General features: G+C 68.1%; 18 protein-coding genes. 9 read left to right on the forward strand and 9 right to left on the reverse strand.

What is annotated here, in order from left to right; translation table 11 throughout:
• The first annotated feature begins 30 nt into the window (after window positions 1-30).
• Genes flgE through ROZ00_02230 form a run of 9 tightly spaced genes read left to right on the forward strand, consistent with a single transcriptional unit; the run spans window position 31 to window position 9,339 of the window.
• Window positions 31-1,242, forward strand: coding sequence for a flagellar hook protein FlgE (gene flgE / locus ROZ00_02190; protein ID MDT3735022.1), 1,212 nt, complete (start codon window positions 31-33; stop codon window positions 1,240-1,242).
• 31 nt (window positions 1,243-1,273) lie between these two features.
• Window positions 1,274-2,014 (forward strand): flagellar basal-body rod protein FlgF, encoded by a 741-nt coding sequence (flgF, locus tag ROZ00_02195; GenBank protein MDT3735023.1) that lies wholly within the window; start codon window positions 1,274-1,276, stop codon window positions 2,012-2,014.
• 14 nt (window positions 2,015-2,028) lie between these two features.
• Window positions 2,029-2,811, forward strand: coding sequence for a flagellar basal-body rod protein FlgG (gene flgG / locus ROZ00_02200; GenBank protein MDT3735024.1), 783 nt, complete (start codon window positions 2,029-2,031; stop codon window positions 2,809-2,811).
• A gap of 11 nt (window positions 2,812-2,822) precedes the next feature.
• A complete protein-coding gene (locus tag ROZ00_02205; protein ID MDT3735025.1) occupies window positions 2,823-3,488 on the forward strand; it encodes a flagellar basal body L-ring protein FlgH in 666 nt (221 codons plus the stop codon).
• An 11-nt stretch (window positions 3,489-3,499) separates the two neighbouring features.
• On the forward strand, window positions 3,500-4,609 hold the full coding sequence (locus ROZ00_02210) for a flagellar basal body P-ring protein FlgI (protein ID MDT3735026.1): 1,110 nt from the start codon (window positions 3,500-3,502) through the stop codon (window positions 4,607-4,609).
• A gap of 2 nt (window positions 4,610-4,611) precedes the next feature.
• Window positions 4,612-5,541, forward strand: coding sequence for a flagellar assembly peptidoglycan hydrolase FlgJ (gene flgJ, locus ROZ00_02215; GenBank protein MDT3735027.1), 930 nt, complete (start codon window positions 4,612-4,614; stop codon window positions 5,539-5,541).
• Between the two features lie 49 nt (window positions 5,542-5,590).
• The gene (flgK, locus tag ROZ00_02220) at window positions 5,591-7,513 is read left to right on the forward strand and encodes a flagellar hook-associated protein FlgK (protein ID MDT3735028.1); all 1,923 of its coding nucleotides are present in this window, start codon (window positions 5,591-5,593) and stop codon (window positions 7,511-7,513) included.
• Between the two features lie 10 nt (window positions 7,514-7,523).
• Window positions 7,524-8,816: a flagellar hook-associated protein FlgL gene (gene flgL, locus ROZ00_02225; protein MDT3735029.1), complete on the forward strand. Its 1,293-nt coding sequence runs from the start codon at window positions 7,524-7,526 to the stop codon at window positions 8,814-8,816.
• Complete coding sequence (locus tag ROZ00_02230; GenBank protein MDT3735030.1) at window positions 8,809-9,339, forward strand: hypothetical protein; 531 nt, start codon at window positions 8,809-8,811, stop codon at window positions 9,337-9,339. The genes flgL and ROZ00_02230 overlap by 8 nt, the downstream gene beginning before the upstream one ends.
• A 217-nt stretch (window positions 9,340-9,556) precedes the next feature.
• Here ROZ00_02230 and ROZ00_02235 read toward each other — a convergent pair whose 3' ends face one another.
• The 9 genes from ROZ00_02235 to ROZ00_02275 form a co-directional block, all read right to left on the reverse strand.
• Window positions 9,557-9,880, reverse strand: a complete 324-nt coding sequence (locus ROZ00_02235; protein ID MDT3735031.1) for a hypothetical protein — start codon at window positions 9,878-9,880, stop codon at window positions 9,557-9,559.
• A 314-nt stretch (window positions 9,881-10,194) separates the two neighbouring features.
• Window positions 10,195-10,983, reverse strand: coding sequence for a flagellar biosynthetic protein FliR (gene fliR / locus ROZ00_02240; GenBank protein MDT3735032.1), 789 nt, complete (start codon window positions 10,981-10,983; stop codon window positions 10,195-10,197).
• Between the two features lie 4 nt (window positions 10,984-10,987).
• Window positions 10,988-11,257 carry a flagellar biosynthesis protein FliQ gene (fliQ, locus tag ROZ00_02245; protein MDT3735033.1) on the reverse strand — a complete coding sequence of 90 codons (270 nt, stop codon included), beginning with the start codon at window positions 11,255-11,257 and terminating at the stop codon, window positions 10,988-10,990.
• A 9-nt stretch (window positions 11,258-11,266) separates the two neighbouring features.
• Window positions 11,267-12,004 (reverse strand): flagellar type III secretion system pore protein FliP, encoded by a 738-nt coding sequence (fliP, locus tag ROZ00_02250; GenBank protein ID MDT3735034.1) that lies wholly within the window; start codon window positions 12,002-12,004, stop codon window positions 11,267-11,269.
• On the reverse strand, window positions 11,994-12,407 hold the full coding sequence (gene fliO, locus ROZ00_02255) for a flagellar biosynthetic protein FliO (GenBank protein ID MDT3735035.1): 414 nt from the start codon (window positions 12,405-12,407) through the stop codon (window positions 11,994-11,996). Before fliO ends, fliP begins: the two co-directional genes overlap by 11 nt.
• A 182-nt stretch (window positions 12,408-12,589) precedes the next feature.
• Window positions 12,590-12,991, reverse strand: a complete 402-nt coding sequence (gene fliN / locus ROZ00_02260) for a flagellar motor switch protein FliN (GenBank protein ID MDT3735036.1) — start codon at window positions 12,989-12,991, stop codon at window positions 12,590-12,592.
• A gap of 9 nt (window positions 12,992-13,000) precedes the next feature.
• The gene (gene fliM, locus ROZ00_02265) at window positions 13,001-13,984 is read right to left on the reverse strand and encodes a flagellar motor switch protein FliM (protein ID MDT3735037.1); all 984 of its coding nucleotides are present in this window, start codon (window positions 13,982-13,984) and stop codon (window positions 13,001-13,003) included.
• 276 nt (window positions 13,985-14,260) lie between these two features.
• On the reverse strand, window positions 14,261-15,019 hold the full coding sequence (locus ROZ00_02270; GenBank protein MDT3735038.1) for a flagellar basal body-associated FliL family protein: 759 nt from the start codon (window positions 15,017-15,019) through the stop codon (window positions 14,261-14,263).
• Window positions 15,020-15,108: 89 nt separating this feature from the next.
• Window positions 15,109-16,173 (reverse strand): flagellar hook-length control protein FliK, encoded by a 1,065-nt coding sequence (locus tag ROZ00_02275; GenBank protein ID MDT3735039.1) that lies wholly within the window; start codon window positions 16,171-16,173, stop codon window positions 15,109-15,111.
• Window positions 16,174-16,248: the final 75 nt, after the last annotated feature.

The raw sequence follows: 16,248 nt of genomic DNA on the forward strand, positions 1-16,248 counted from the left end.
CCGGATCGATCGAACAGGCAGGAGGACAAGATGAGCTTTCAACAGGGTTTGAGCGGACTGAACGCGGCGGCGAAGGGCCTCGACGCGGTGAGCAACAACGTTTCCAACGCCGCCACCGTCGGCTTCAAGGGCGCCTCGGCCCAGTTCGCCGACGTCTTCGCCGCCTCGATCGCCGGCGGCGGCTCCGGCCAGATCGGCATCGGCGTCAACCTTTCCCAGGTGAAGCAGTCGTTCACCCAGGGCAACGTCAGCGTGACCAACAATCCGCTCGACGTGGCCATCAACGGCGGCGGCTTCTTCCGCATGAGCGACAACGGCGCCATCACCTTCACGCGCAACGGCCAGTTCCTGGTGGACAAGGACGGCTACGTGGTGAACTCGACCGGCGCGCACCTGACCGGCTATGTCGCCAACGCCGCCGGCGTCATCGTGCCGTCGAGCCCGACGGACCTCATGATCAGCAGTTCCGACCTGGTGCCCAATCCGACGACGACCGGCGCCCTCGGCCTCAACCTGGATTCGCGCGATACCGTGCCGGCCCTGCCTTTCCTCTACACCGACCCGACCACCTACAACAGCTCGACGGCGATGACGGTGTACGACAGCCTGGGCAATTCCCACGTGATGTCGCTGTATTTCCGCAAGACGGCCGCCAACACCTGGCAGGTGTATACGGGAATGGACGGCGCCGCGCCGGCCCCGGCGGCCGGCACCACGATGACCTTCACCTCGGCCGGCGCGGTCAACACCGGCGGCACGATCGGCCCCCTGGCCTTCGCCGTGACGACCGGCGCCAATCCGCTCTCCATCACGCTCGACCTGACCACGGCAACGCAGTTCGGCTCGACCTTCGGCGTGAACAGCATGACGCAGAACGGCTACACCTCGGGCCGCCTGTCCGGCCTGAGCATTTCCTCCGAGGGCGTCATCCAGGGCCGCTACTCGAACGGCCAGTCGCGCGACCTGGGCCAGATCGTGCTGGCCAACTTCGCCAACCCGAACGGCCTGCAGTCGCTCGGCGCCAACCAGTGGAGCGAGACGGCCGATTCCGGCCAGCCGCTCGTCGGCGCGCCGAACAGCGGCAGCCTCGGCGCCCTGCAGTCGGCCGCCGTCGAGGAATCCAACATCGACCTCACCGGCGAACTGGTGAACATGATCACGGCGCAGCGCAACTACCAGGCCAACGCCCAGTCGATCAAGACCCAGGACGCCATCATGCAGACCCTGGTGAACCTGCGCTGAGGCGCGGCCGGCGGCGCGCGGGGAGCGATAGATGGACAAGCTGATCTACACGGCGATGACCGGTGCCAAGCACCTCTTCGGGCGGCAGGCCTCGATCGCGCACAACCTCGCCAATGCCGTGTCCACGGGCTATCGCGCCGAGGAGCATCGCCTGCGCGCCGTGCCGGTGCTGAGCGAGGCCATGCCGACGCGCGCCTTCGCCGTCGAGGTCAGCGTGGCGAACGACTTCACCCCCGGCCCGCTCGCGCAGACCGGCCGTTCGCTGGACGTCGCCGTGCAGGGCCAGGGCTGGCTCGCGCTGGCCATGCCCGACGGCTCGGAAGCCTACACGCGCAACGGCAGCCTCGAGGTGAACGTCAACGGCGTGCTGCAAACCCGGAACGGCATCCCCGTGCAGGGCGACGGCGGTCCGATCTCGATACCGCCCGACAACGAGATCACCATCGGCGCCGACGGCCTGATCTCGCTCAAGCCGACCAGCGGCGCGCAGAACACCGTCACCCAGGTCGGCACCCTCAAGCTGGTGAATCCGCCGGAGGCCGATCTGGTGCGCGGCGCCGACGGCCTGTTCCGCCTGCGCGACGGCGCCGCCGCGCCGGTCGATCCCAACGTGCAGGTGTCCGCCGGCTACCTGGAAGGCAGCAACGTGAACGTCGTCGACCAGCTGGTCGCCATGATCTCGCTGCAGCGCCAGTACGACACGCAGCTGAAATTGCTGTCCACCGCCGAACAGAACGACCGCGCCGCGGCGCAGGTCCTGGCGACCCGTTAAGCAAAGGAACCGACATGATTCGCTCACTCTGGATCGCCAAGACCGGCCTGGATGCCCAGCAGACCCAGCTCGACATCACCTCGAACAACCTCGCCAACGTCAGCACCAACGGCTTCAAGCGGGCGCGCGGCGTGTTCGAGGACCTGCTCTACCAGACGCTGCGCCAGCCGGGCGCCTCCAGCTCGGCGACGACGCAGATCCCCTCCGGCCTGCAGATCGGCACCGGCGTGCGGCCCGTCGCCACCGAGCGCATCTTCACCCAGGGCAACCTGACGCAGACCGGCAACAGCCTGGACATCGCCGTCCAGGGCGATGGCTTCTTCCAGATCCAGTTGCCCGACGGCACCATCGGCTACACGCGCGACGGCGCCTTCCAGAAGGACAGCCAGGGCCAGGTCGTCACCGCCAACGGCTACCCGCTCTCGCCGGCCATCACCATTCCGTCGAATGCGCTGTCGATCAGCATCGGCACCGACGGCGTCGTCACCGTGCTGCAGAGCGGCTCGCCGACGCCGGTGCAGGTCGGCCAGATCCAGCTCGCCAGCTTCGTGAACTCCGGCGGCCTGCAGAGCATGGGGCAGAACCTCTTCCTGGAGACGGCCTCCAGCGGCACCGCCACGCCGAACACGCCCGGCACCAACGGCGTCGGCCTGCTCAACCAGGGCTATGTCGAGACCTCCAACGTGAACGTCGTCGAGGAGCTCGTGAACATGATCACCACCCAGCGCGCCTACGAGATCAATTCCCGCTCGATCCAGACCTCGGACCAGATGCTGGCGCGCCTGACGCAGCTGTAAGGAGAAGAGACATGCGCAACTTCATAGTCAGTCTCCTCGGTGCGGCGCTGCTCGCCGGCTGCGTCACCAGCACGCCGCCGACGGCGGTGCACCAGCCGATGACGGCGCGGCCGGCGGCGCGCAACGAAGTGCCGCCCGCCAACGGCGCCATCTACCAGGCCGCCTACGCGCGGCCGCTGCTGGAGGACCGGCGCGCGCGCATGGTCGGCGACACCCTCGTCATCAACATCGTCGAGAAGACCCAGGCGGCGAAGAAGTCGAACACCGGCGCCGAGCGCTCGCAGGACATGGAAATCAGCGTGCCGACGCTGTTCAAGGTGCCGGGCAAATCCTTCCAGGGCATGAACGCCGAGGCCAGCCATGAGAACAAGTTCTCCGGCAAGGGCGAGTCGGCCGCCAACAACACCTTCACCGGCACCATCACCTGCACGGTGATCGAGGTGCTGCCCAACGGCAACCTGCTGGTCTCCGGCGAGAAGCTGGTGGCGATCAACCAGGGCGAGGAATTCATCCGCTTCTCCGGCGTGGTGAACCCGGCCAACGTCTCCGCCGCCAACACCGTCACGTCGACCCAGGTGGCCGACGCCCGCATCGAGTACAAGGCCAACGGGTTCATCGACTCGGCCCAGGTCATGGGCTGGCTGTCGCGGTTCTTCCTGACCTTCATGCCGTTCTAGCGAGGACCGCCATGCGCGCCGCAAAACTGCTTGCCTGCATCCTTCTCGCCTATGCCCTGGCCTATGCCGGCCTGGCCCGCGCCGAACGCATCAAGGACCTCGCCTCGGTGCAGGGCGTGCGGCACAACCAGCTGATCGGCTACGGCCTGGTGGTCGGCCTAGACGGCAGCGGCGACCAGACGACGCAGACGCCGTTCACGGTGCAGAGCATCGTCAACATGCTGTCGAACCTCGGCGTCACCCTGCCGCCGGGCACCTCGCTGCAGCTGAAGAACGTCGCCGCCGTGATGGTCACGGCGACGCTGCCGCCCTTCGCCCGCAACGGCCAGCAGATCGACGTCACGGTCTCCTCGATGGGCAACGCCAAGAGCCTGCGCGGCGGCACGCTGCTGATGGCGCCGCTGAAGGGCGCCGACGGCAACGTCTACGCCGTCGCCCAGGGCAACGTCCTGGTGGGCGGGGCCGGCGCCTCGGCCGGCGGCTCCAAGGTGCAGATCAACCATCTTTCCGTCGGCCGCATCAGCGGCGGCGCCACCGTCGAGCGCGTCGTGCCGACGCAGCTGGGCGAGGGCGAGTTCGTCTACCTGGAGCTCAACACCACCGACTTCGGCACCGTCCAGCGCATGGTCGAGGCCATCAACCGCAACGTCGGCGCCGACATCGCCCGCGCGGAGGACGGCCGCCGCATCCGCGTGCGCGCGCCGGCCGATGCCGACAGCCGCGTCGCCTTCCTCGGCCGCATCGAAAACATCGACCTGCAGCCGCAGCAGACCGCCGCCAAGGTGATCGTCAACGGCCGCACCGGCTCGGTGGTGATGAACCAGTCGGTAGCCATCGACACCTGCGCCGTGGCGCACGGCGGCCTGTCGGTGACGGTCTCCTCCGAGCCGCAGGTGAGCCAGCCGGCGCCGCTCTCCGGCGGCCAGACCGTCGTCACCGAGCGCGCCGACATCCAGATCGCGCAGCAGGGCGGCAGCCTGCTCACCCTCAAGGCCGGCGCCTCGCTGGCGGAAGTGGTCAAGGCGCTCAACGCCATCGGCGCCACGCCGCTCGACCTGATCGCCATCCTGCAGGCCATGAAGGCCGCCGGCGCCCTGCGCGCGGAACTGGAAATCATCTAGCCATGACCCCGGCCAACGTCGCCAACCAGCTCGCCATCGACGTCAACAGCCTGGCGCAGACCAAGCGCCTGGCCAAGGAGGACCCGCGTGCCGCGCTGAAGAACGCCGCCCAGCAGTTCGAGGCGGTGTTCCTGCAGATGGTGCTGAAGGCGATGCGCGACGCCTCGCCGGCGGAGGGCATGTTCGACAGCGCGCAGTCGCGCATGTACCAGTCGATGCTCGACCAGCAGCTGGCGCAGACGATGTCCGCCCGGGGCAGCACGGGCCTGTCGGCCCTCATCGAGCAGCAGCTGGCGCGCGGAATGCCGCCGCAGGCGCCGGGCGACGATGCGGCCGGCGGGTTGCCATTCACGCCGCAGCAGCTGCAGCGCGTACCGCAGGCGCCGGGGCCGGCAGCCATTCAGCCGGCGGCGCCTTCCCGCCAGGCGCCCGTCGTTCCCGCCGATGCCGCCGCCGTGCCGGCGCCGGCGCGCGAGTTCGTCAGCCGCCTGTGGTCGCAGGCCGGCGAAGCCAGCCGCGCCACCGGCATCCCGGCCCACTTCATGATCGCCCAGGCGGCCCTGGAAACCGGCTGGGGCCGCGCCGAACTGCGCTTCTCCGACGGCACGCCGACCTACAACCTGTTCGGCATCAAGGCCGGCCGCGGCTGGCAGGGCGCCGTGGCGGAGGCGACCACCACCGAATACGTGAATGGCGTCGCACAGAGGACGGTGGAGCGCTTCCGCGCCTACTCGTCGTATGCCGAAGCCTTCCGCGACTACGCCAGCCTGCTCACCTCCAACCCGCGCTATGCGGCGGTGCTCAACCAGCAGGACGCGGCGGGGTTCGCGCGCGGCCTGCAGCGGGCCGGCTATGCCACCGACCCGATGTACGCCGCCAAGCTGGAGCGCATCATCGGCGGCCAGGCGCTGCGCGCCGGCATGCTCGGATGATGAAAGTTTTCCGGAAACCTGCCGTTAACGACTGAAAGCGGGATCTGACATGGGCTCTAGCGTATTCAACATCGGCGTATCGGGACTGGCGGCGGCCCAGGCGGGCCTGCTGACGACCGGCCACAACATCAGCAACGCCACCACGCCCGGCTACAACCGCCAGCAGACCGTCCAGAGCACCAACACGCCGCAGTTCACCGGCGCCGGCTATTTCGGCCAGGGCACCAACGTGGTGACGGTGAAGCGCATCTACAACCAGTTCCTCGCCACCCAGGCGCTCACCGCGCAGACGCGGCTGTCGGAGCTGAACGCCTACGCCGACCAGATCCGCCAGATCGACGGCCTGCTGGCCGACTCGAGCACCGGCCTGTCCTCCGCCTTCAACGAGTTTTTCCGCGGCGTGCATGAAGTCGCCGCCAACCCGGCATCGATCCCGGCGCGCCAGTCGATGTTGTCGATGGCGCAGGCGCTGGTCGGCCGCTTCCAGAGCGTCGACGGCCGCCTCAACGAGATCCGCGACGGCGTCGACACCCAGCTCGCCAGCACCGTCGCCGACATCAACTCCTACTCGACGCAGATCGCCGCGCTGAACCAGCGCATCATCCTGGCGCAGGCGGCGGGACCGGCGCAGCCGGCCAACGACCTGCTCGACCAGCGCGACCAGCTGGTGGCCCAGCTGAACCAGCAGGTGCGCGTTTCCACCCTCACCGAATCGGACGGCAGCCTCAGCGTCTTCATCGGCAACGGCCAGGCCGTGGTGATCGGCGCCCAGTCCTTCAGCCTGGCGACGATGCAGTCCGGCGAGGACGCCTCGCGCATGACCGTCGGCATCACCCTGCCGGGCGGCGGCACGGCCGCACTGCCCGAATCCATGCTCAGCGGCGGCACCCTGGGCGGCTTGCTGTCCTTCCGCCGCGAGAGCCTGGACACGGCCCAGAACGCCCTCGGCCGCATCGCCGTGGGGCTGGCCGAGACCTTCAACGCCCAGCACCGCCTCGGCCAGGACCTGACGGGCGCCATCGGCGGCAACTTTTTCGCCTCGCCGGCGCCGCAGGTGATCTACCCGAACGCGCCGGCCAACGGCGGCAACGCTTCAATCGGCGTGGCCGTCGCCAGCGCAAGTGCCCTGACGACGAGCGACTACCGCCTGACCGCCGACGGCGGCGGCAACTACACCCTGGTGCGCCTCTCCGACAACGCCACGATCTTCGCCGCCTCGGCCCTGCCGCAGACCGTGGAGGGCCTCGCCATCAGCCTGAGTGCCGGCGCGGCCAATGCCGGCGACACCTTTCTCATCCAGCCGACGCGCGCGGCCGCCGCCGACATCGCCGTGGCGCTGACCGATGCGCGCGGCATCGCCGCCGCGGCGCCGATCCGCACCGCCGCCGGCAACGCCAACACCGGCACCGGCAGCATCGGCGCCGGCAGCGTGAACGGCCCGCCGCCGGTCAACGCCAACCTGACGCAGACGGTGACCATCACCTTCGACGATCCGCCGACGACCTTCGACGTGAACGGCACCGGCACCGGCAACCCGGCCAACGTCGCCTTCACCGCCGGCGGCAGCATCACCTACAACGGCTGGACCGTCCAGATCAGCGGCACGCCGGCCGCCGGCGACGTGTTCACGATTTCCGCCAACGGCGCCGGCGTCTCCGACAACCGCAACGCGCTGCTGCTGGCCGGCCTGCAGACGGGCAAGACGCTGGCCGGCGGCACCGCCAGCTACCAGTCGGCCTATGCTCAGATCGTCAGCGACGTCGGCAACAAGACGCGCGAGGTCCAGGTGACGGCCACCGCCCAGGAGAGCGTCCTCAAGCAGGCCGAGGACGCGCAGCAGTCGATGTCCGGCGTGAACCTCGACGAGGAGGCCGCCAACCTGCTGCGCTACCAGCAGGCCTACCAGGCCTCCGGAAAGATGATCGAGATCGCCGGCAAGCTGTTCGACACCCTGCTCAGCATGGGCCGATAGGGAGATAGCGATGCGCGTATCCAGCAGCATGATCTTCAACGCCGGCGTGGCGTCGATCCAGAAGCAGACGTCGTCCCTGCTGCACACCCAGCAGCAGGTGGCCAGCGGCCGGCGCATCCTGACGCCGGCGGACGATCCGGTCGCCGCCGCGCGCGCGCTGGAAGTGGAGCAGGCCAGGGGCACCAATGCCCTGTACCAGACCAACCAGAAGGCGGCCGGCGAGAACCTCGGCCTGGAGGAAGGCCGCCTGGTCTCCGTCGGCGACCTGCTCCGCAACGTGCGCACCCTCGCCGTGCAGGGCGGCGGCGGCGCGCTGACCGACACCGACCGGCGCAGCATCGCCACCGAGCTGCGCCAGCGCTTCGACGAACTGCTGGGCCTGGCCAATGCCACCGACGGCAGCGGGCAGCACCTGTTCTCCGGCTACATGGGCGACACCACGCCGTTTTCCGGAACGGTGGCCACGGGCGTCGTCTACGCCGGCGACGAGGGCCAGCGCCGGCTGCAGGTGTCCGCCTCGCGCCAGATCGCCGTGAGCGATTCGGGCAACGACATCTTCATGCGCATCCGCAACGGCAACGGCAGCTTCGTCACCGCCGTGACCGCATCGAACGGCGGCAGCGGCGTCATCGACGCCGGCACGGTGACGGACCCGGCCAAGTGGAACGCGGCCGGCAACAGCATGGACTTCACCCTCCGCTTCGCCGTCGACGGCAGCGTCACGCCGCCGGTGACGACCTACGACATCGTGGACAACGGCAGCGGCAACTCCCTGCTGACCGGCGCCGCCCCGGGCGCGGCACCGTATCCCAGGGTGTTCGTCCCGGGCCAGGCCATCGTCCTGAAGAGCCAGGGCGCCGAGCCGGCCTTCGACTACGGCGCCCAGCTCGTCATCGCCGGCAACCCCGCCGACGGCGACACCTTCGACATCGACGCCAGTTCCAGCCAGAGCCTGTTCGCCACCCTCGGCAACCTGATCAATGCGCTGGAAGCGACCACCGCCGCCGGCAACGGCAACACGCTGCTGGCCAACCGCATCGGCTTTGCCCTGGCCAACCTGGACCAGGCGGAGGAGAACCTCCTGCGCGTGCGCGCCGGCATCGGCGCGCGCATGAACGAAGTCGACTCGCTCGCCAGCGGCAGCGAGGACCTCGACCTGAATTACCGGCAGACCCTGTCCCGCCTGCAGGACCTGGACTACGCCGCGGCGATCAGCCAGCTGACGCAGGAGCAGGGCTACCTGGAAGCGGCGCAAAAGTCCTTCCTCAAGGTGACGGACCTGTCGCTGTTCAACTATGTCTGAGCGCCGTACTCTCGCCGTCCTGCGGGGACTGACTCTTGCCGCCGCCTTCCTGGTCGGCGGCTGCTATCACCAGGCGCAGAGCCTGAGCGATTCGCTCGACGCCGGGCTGATTTCGCGCGGCACCGACAGCAAGGGCAACACCCGCTACAACGTGCCGGCCAACCCCATCGTGCCGAACGCCGAGCTGAAGCTGACGCCGAACGTCAGCATCTCGCTGGAGACCATGCTGATCGGCGCCGCGGTGTTCTATTTCGTCGACCCACTGTCGCCCAACTGGGAGGGCCAGATGAAGCGGCTGTCCGACGACACCTACAGCATCACCATGCGCTCGAAGCGCTTCCGCAGCACCGGCGGCGACGGCGAGGCCGGCCGCGTCTTCAAGCGCAATGCCGACCAGATCGTCCGGGAGGGCGGCTACGCCGGCTATGACGTGCTGGCCTATTCCGAGGGGATCGAGTCGGAAGTGATCGGCGCCCTGCGCTACGCCGAGGGCACCATCCGCGTCAGCCGGAAGTCTCCCTGATCCCGTACCGGCACGCCGGCTCCGGGCACTGGTTCGGGTACCGGCAAGGAAATCCCGTCTTCAGGAAAAGTCAGTCGCTGGAATGCGGCGTAAGTCTATTGGAACGAGAGCTTGCGGCCCTGAGTGGGCCATCAACGTAGAGGTGACCGGCGCTGCGCGGCTTTATCGCGCAGCGTCCAGCGACCGAAGGGAGCGAGGTCAACCGCCGGGTTGGGCCTCATGTTTTGCATTTGACCTCAGCAGAAACAACTGGAAAGCGATGAACAATCCATGCGGCATTGGGATTGCGCTCCAACTTTGATGTTCGTTCGACAGGCCCGAGTTCATAGCGGCCACGGCAAAGTTCTTCCGCGCGCTGCCGAAGAAACACTTCAATCTTTTCGTGTGTGGTGTAACCGTTCCCGTGGTACTCCACGATATAAGTGCCCGGACTGACCTCTTTGTCGAGGTAGCCGCCGAGGCTGCCATATGGTTTGTAGGGAGTGGCGCACGCGGAGAGTAGCGAGGCCGTTAGCAGACAAGCGAGAGTAGGGATGCGCATGGTGTGTGAGGCCCAACAGTTATTAGACGGACCCGTGGGTCCGGATATGAATTGATATCCGGTCAAAAGTATGCGCTTGTAATGCCTTGATGCGCAAGGCATCTTCTTTGGCGGGGTCCGTATAACAACTCCAATATCCCGGACGGACGGAACCGGAATCGTCAGTCCGCCCTTGGCCGGTTGAGGCAGTTGCCGCCTGGCCGTTTGAACTTCCGCTTCGGCCGATGGCAGCCCGACAAAAGTCAGTCCGCCCAATACGGCGAGTGCGGCGCGATCCCGCTATGGCGCAGGCCGGGCTTTGGTGCGCGGCCGGCTTAGCGTGCCGCGATGCCGGCGCGCATCACCGCGCTGACCGCGTCGTAGCCCTGTTCGAAGAGGTTTTCCAGCGTCGGCGCGAAGTAGGGCATCGACAGCGCCAGCATGGCGAAGCCGGCCATCAGGGTGACGGGAAAGCCGACGGCGAAGAGGTTGAGCGTCGGCGCCACCTTGGTGAGGACGCCCAGCCCGATGTTGGCGACGAGCAGGGCGCTGATGAGCGGCAGCGCCAGCAGCACGCCGATCGAGAAGATGGCGGCCGCCCAGCGCAGCAGGGTTTCCCAGCCGGCGGGAAACGGCGAGACTCCGATCGGCAGCGCGGTGAAGCTCTCCGCCAGCAGCGCCAGCATCATCAGGTGCCCGTTCAGGGCGAGGAAGAACAGCAGCGCGAGCAGGCCGACGAGTTCCGCCACGATCGGCGACTGGCCGGCGTTCTGCGGATCGTAGAAGACGGCGAAGCCGAGGCCCATCTGCAGGCCGATCAGCTCGCCGGCGAGGTCGACGCCGGCGAAGACGATGCGCATGGTGAAGCCCAGCGCGATGCCGATGAGGCCCTGCTGGAGGAAGACGGCCAGCCCGGCCCACGACGCCGGCGCGACCGGCGGCAGGGGCGGCAGCATGGGCGCCACGGCGAGCGTCACGGCCACGCCGAGGAGCAGCTTGACGCGCATCGGCAGCGAGGCGTTGTTGAACACCGGCGCGGTGGCGACGAGGCCGAGCACCCGCGCCAGCGGGAACATGAAGGCGGCGATCCAGGCGTCGAGCTGGGCGTCGGTGATGCTCAGCACGGGATCATCCGATGAGGGCGGGGATGCTCTCGAACAGACGGCGCATGTAGTCGGTGAGCAAAGTCAGCATCCACGGACCGGCGACCACCAGGGTGACGAACATGGCGACCAGCTTCGGCACGAAGGAGAGGGTCATCTCGTTGATCTGCGTGGCGGCCTGGAAGATGCTGACCACCAGGCCGGTGACGAGGGCGGCGAGGAACATCGGCATGGCCACCAGCAGGGTGACCTCGATGGCGACGCGGCCGAGTTCGACGACGGTGGAGGGGGTCATGGCGGGTCCTTATCCGAAGCTCTGCACGATGGAGCCGATCACCAGGTTCCAGCCGTCCACCAGCACGAACAGCATGATCTTGAACGGCAGCGAGACGATCACCGGCGACATCATCATCATGCCCATCGACATCAGCACGCTCGCCACCACCATGTCGATGATGAGGAAGGGAATGAAGACGATGAAGCCGATCTGGAAGGCGGTTTTCAGCTCCGAGGTGACGAAGGCCGGGATGAGGATGCGCATCGGCAGGTCTTCGGCGCGGTCCACCTTCGGCGCGTTGCCGATGCGCGAGAACAGGCCGAGGTCGGCCGTCCGCGTCTGCTTGAGCATGAAGGCCTTCAGCGGCACCGCGCCGCGCTCCAGCGCCTCGTTGAAGCCGATCCTGTTCTCCGCCATCGGCTGGTAGGCGTCGGCGTAGATCTTTTCGGTCACCGGCGCCATGACGAAGAAGGTGAGGAACAGGGCCAGCCCGACCATCACCTGGTTGGGCGGCGAGGTCTGCGTGCCCAGGGCGTGGCGCAACAGCGAGAGCACGATGATGATGCGCGTGAACGACGTCATCATGAGCACGATCGCCGGCAGGAAGGAGAGCGACGTGAGGAACAGCAGCGTCTGGATCGACAGCGTGTAGGTCTGGCCGCCGCCGGCGGACGGCGTGCTGGTCAGCGCCGGCAGGCCCTGGGCCTGGGCGGCGAAGGGGACGATCAGCAGCAGCCCGAGCGCGAGGCGATTCCTAGCTTGCATTCCTGCGCTCCAGAACCTGCTTCAGCCGGGCGCCGAAGTCCTTGCCGGGCCGGGCGGGCGGTGCCGCCGCGAGCGTGCCCTTGGGCATCTGGTGCAGGGCATTCACCTGCCCCGGGGCGACGCCGACCACCAGCCAGGTGTCCTCCACCTCGAGCAGCAGCACCCGCTCGCGCGGCCCGACGGAGGTGCCGGCGACGATGCGCAGGGCGCCGGCGGCGGCGCCCTGCGGGGACGACAGGCGCTTGAGCAGCCAGAGGCTGCCGATGAGGGCGGCAATGACGACCCCCAGGCCGAGGAACACCTGGAACAGGCTGGCGCCGGCATCCGGCAAGGCGGCGGGGGCAGCCTGCGCCAGGGCGAGGCCCGGCAGGGCGGCAAGGACGGAGGGAAGCAATCTGCGCATGGCGGCAGATTACTGCCGCCGAAGCCCGGGCGAGACGGGGATTAGGCGGCGAAAATTGCCGCTATTCGGGTTTCAGTGGACGGTTTGCAGTGGGCAGTGGACAGTTTGCAGTGGACAGTTTGCAGTGGGCAGTGGGTTCTTCTGATGTTAACTGCCCACTGCCAACTGAAAACTGAAAACTGCTACCTGTTCAATTTCCGCATGCGCTCGCTCGGCGTGATGATGTCGGTGAGGCGGATGCCGAACTTGTCGTTGACCACCACCACCTCGCCCTGCGCGATGAGGGTGCCGTTGACCAGCACGTCCATCGGCTCGCCGGCCAGGGCATCCAGTTCGACGATCGAGCCGTGCGCCAGTTGGAGCAGGTTGCGGATCGAGATCTTGGTGCGGCCGAGCTCGACGGTCATCTGCACGGGGATGTCGAGGATCATGTCGAAATCCTGCATCGCGGCGGCCTTGGCGCCCTCGCCGAGCGGCTGGAAGATGTCGGCCGGCTGCGCCTTGGCGTCGGCCAGGGCCTGCTCGCCCATGGCGGCGGCCCAGTCGTCTGCGCTGACCTGTTCTGCGGTATCGGTATCGGACATGGCGTTCTCCTAGTGCTTTTCGAACTTGTCGGGCGCGATGAAGCGCTCGACCTTCAGGGCGTATTGGCCGTGCTGCAGCCCATAGCGGCATTCCATCACCGGCACGTGGTCGACCTCGACGGTGATGGTCTCGTCGATATCGAACGGGATGACGTCGCCGGCCTTCATGTTGCGGATCTGGCCCAGCGTGATCTCGGTCGTGCCGAGATTGGCCACCAGCTCCACGTTGGCCGACTGCAGCTGCCGGGTCAGGGTGCCGATCCAGCGCTTGTCGGAGACGAGGTGGTCGCTCTGCATCGCGCTGTAGAGCACATCGCGGATCGGCTCGACCATCGAGTAGGGCAGGCAGACGTGCATTTCCGCCGTCGAGCCGGAAAACTCGAGGGAGATGGTGTAGGCGACGACGATCTCGCTCGGCGTGGCGATGTTGGCGAACTGCGAGTTCATCTCGGAGCGGATGTATTCCAGCTTCAGCTCGAAGACCGGCTTCCAGGCCTTCTCGAACTCGGTGAAGATCACGTTGAGCAGGCCCTGGATGATGCGCTGCTCCGTCGCCGTGAAGTCGCGCCCCTCGACCCGTGTGTGGAAGCGGCCGTCGCCGCCGAACATGTTGTCCACGACCAGGAACACCAGGTTCGGGTCGAGCACGATCATGCCGGTGCCGCGCAGCGGCTTGAAGTGCACCAGGTTGAGGTTGGTCGGCACCACCAGGTTGCGGATGAACTCGCTGTACTTCTGCACGCGGATCGGCCCGAGCGAGATTTCCGTCGTGCGGTGCATGTAGTTGAAGAGGCCGATGCGCAGGTAGCGGGCGAAGCGCTCGTTGATGAGCTCCATCGTCGGCATGCGGCCGCGCACGATGCGCTCCTGGCGGCCGACGTCGTACTTGCGGATGCCGCCGCCTTCCTCGGCCTTCTCGGGCTCCTCGGCCTCGCCCGAGACGCCCTTCAGCAGGGCGTCGACTTCTTCCTGGGAGAGAAAATCCTGTGCCATGGCTTAGAACCTATCTCGAGAACCCGCATGGCCGCGGCGCGGCTTTCCGGGATGGGCTGCAAGGCGCTGCGGCGAAGACAGTGGTTATTCCACGGCGAGCCGCAGCAACGCTGCAGACCGCCCGGAAAGCCACGCCCCGGAGGGTTTTCACGAAAAGTGCCCATCTGCGGCGTTGCGCTCCTTGCCAAGGGAATGACCCTTGGCTGCGTCGCGCGCCTAGCAGCTGAGCACTTTTCGTGAAAACGCGGTCCATGGGGGTTCTCGAGATAGGTTCTTCTACTGGATGATGAAGGAGGTGAAGAACACGCTCTGCACCGGATCGTCGGCCGCCGCCTTGGAGAGCAGGGTGGCCGGCTTCGGCGCGGGCGCCGGGGCGACTGCGGCCGGCGCAGCGGCATCGGCCGGGGCAGCGGCTTCGGCCGGTGCGCCTTCCTGCGGGGTGCCGCCCTCGGCGGGTTTGGGGGCTTCGGCCGCCGCCTCCGCCGGCTTGGCGTCGGCTGCGGGTGCCGCTTCGTCCGCCGGCAGCGGCACGTCGAGCGCGATCGGCTTGACCGGCCGGCCGGCGGCCGCCAGCAGGATGTTGTTCACGTGCTGGCGGAGTTCCTCGGCGAGCCGCTCGCGGCCTTCGGCGGTGGTGATCTGCGAGGGCTTCTTCGAGGCCAGCAGGCCCAGCGTGCGGTGGCGGACTTCCGGCATGTACTGCTTGACGGCGTCGGCGGCCGCCGGGTCGATTACCCGCAGCGTGGCGCCGACCTGCAGGAACTGGCCGCCCTCGTCGGCAGCGAGGTTGACGGTGAACATGTCGAGCGGCACGAAAACCGGCGGCTTCGGCGCCTGCGCCTGGGTGCTTTGCTGCGCGGCGTCGGCGCCCGGGTCCTTGAACAGGAAGAACCAGGCGCCGCCGCCGCCCGCGGCCAGCAGGACGACCAGGCCCAGGATCAGCGGCAGCTTGCCCTTCTTCTTGGGCGGCAGCTCGCCATCCTCGGCTGGCGCGTCGGGTTTTTTTTCCTCTTTTTTCGGCGGCGCTTTCGCCATGAATCACTCCTGAACGATGGCTTTCATTATCTTCGCGTGCAATCGCGGTCCAAACGTCGAAATGAGGGCGACTCCACCCTCATTTGGCGTCATGCGAACGTATCCACCAGCCCCTCGCTGCGCCGCAGCCACTGCGCGGGGGCGGCGGTGCCGGCGGATTCGACGTTGCGGTTGCCGCCGCGATGCTCTGCCGGCGTCCCTTCCCGGTCCTGGCGCGGCGATTCGGCATTGACGCTGGCCTGGCCGAGCGTGATGCCGGCTTCGGCCAGGATCTCGCGCAGGCGCGGCAGGGCCTGCTCCAGCGCTTCGCGCGCGGCGGGGCTGGCGGAGACGAAGGCGGCGCTGGTCTGGTCGCCGCTGACCGAGATGGAGACTTCCACCCGGCCCATTTGCGGCGGCGTGAGGGTCAGTTCGGCGCGGCTCTCCAGGCGGTTGACCAGCAGGACGACTTTCTGTCCGACCTCGGCATCCCAGCCGCGGCTGCCGACGGGGGTGTCGACGCGGACGGCAGCGGGGGTGTTGTCGGCCGCGGCCGCATGGGCGGACGGGGCCGCGGCATGCGCCATTGCGGTCGGGTTGGCGTGTTCGGCGGCTGCGGCCGGCATCTGCGGAGCGGCGGCTGCCGCCTGCGCCATGTCGGCCTGGAGGGGCGGTGCGGAAGGCTCGCCGGCCTGCCGACCGGGCTGCAGAAGGGCCGCTGCGGCTTCCCCCGCATCGGACGCATCGGCGCTTGCCTCCGCCGACAGGGCGGGAGAAGCTACGAGCGGGGCGCTGTCCAGCGAAGCGGACAGGGTCGCCTGGTTGCCGGCCGGCCCGGCCGCCGGTTGCTCCGGCGCGATGGCAGGTGCGGCGGTCGTTTGCGGCATCAGCGAGGCCAGGACGGGCAGCAGGGCGGCAAGGTCGGGCGCGATCGGCAAGGCATCGGCCGGCACCGCTTCCTCGGCGGCATCCGCCGCCTGGACCGGCAGCAGGGCGGCAAGAATTTCTGCCTCGGGGGCGTCTTTTGCCGGCTGGCCGAATTGCGCCCTGAGGACCGCGGCGAAATCGGCCGTGCCCTCGGTGCCGGCGGCCGCCTCGGCGGCACCAGTGGCGGCGCCGGCCTGGGCAGGGGCGATGCCGGGCAGCGGCTGGGGGGCGGCGGATACTTGCGTCATGGCTGGCTCCTGGGCTGTACGGATTGCATGCAACCCTTACAGCAAGGGGCGTGCCAAGGAGCCAAAGGCAATGCG

Source organism: Denitratisoma sp., assembly GCA_032027165.1.
GTDB lineage: Bacteria > Pseudomonadota > Gammaproteobacteria > Burkholderiales > Rhodocyclaceae > Desulfobacillus.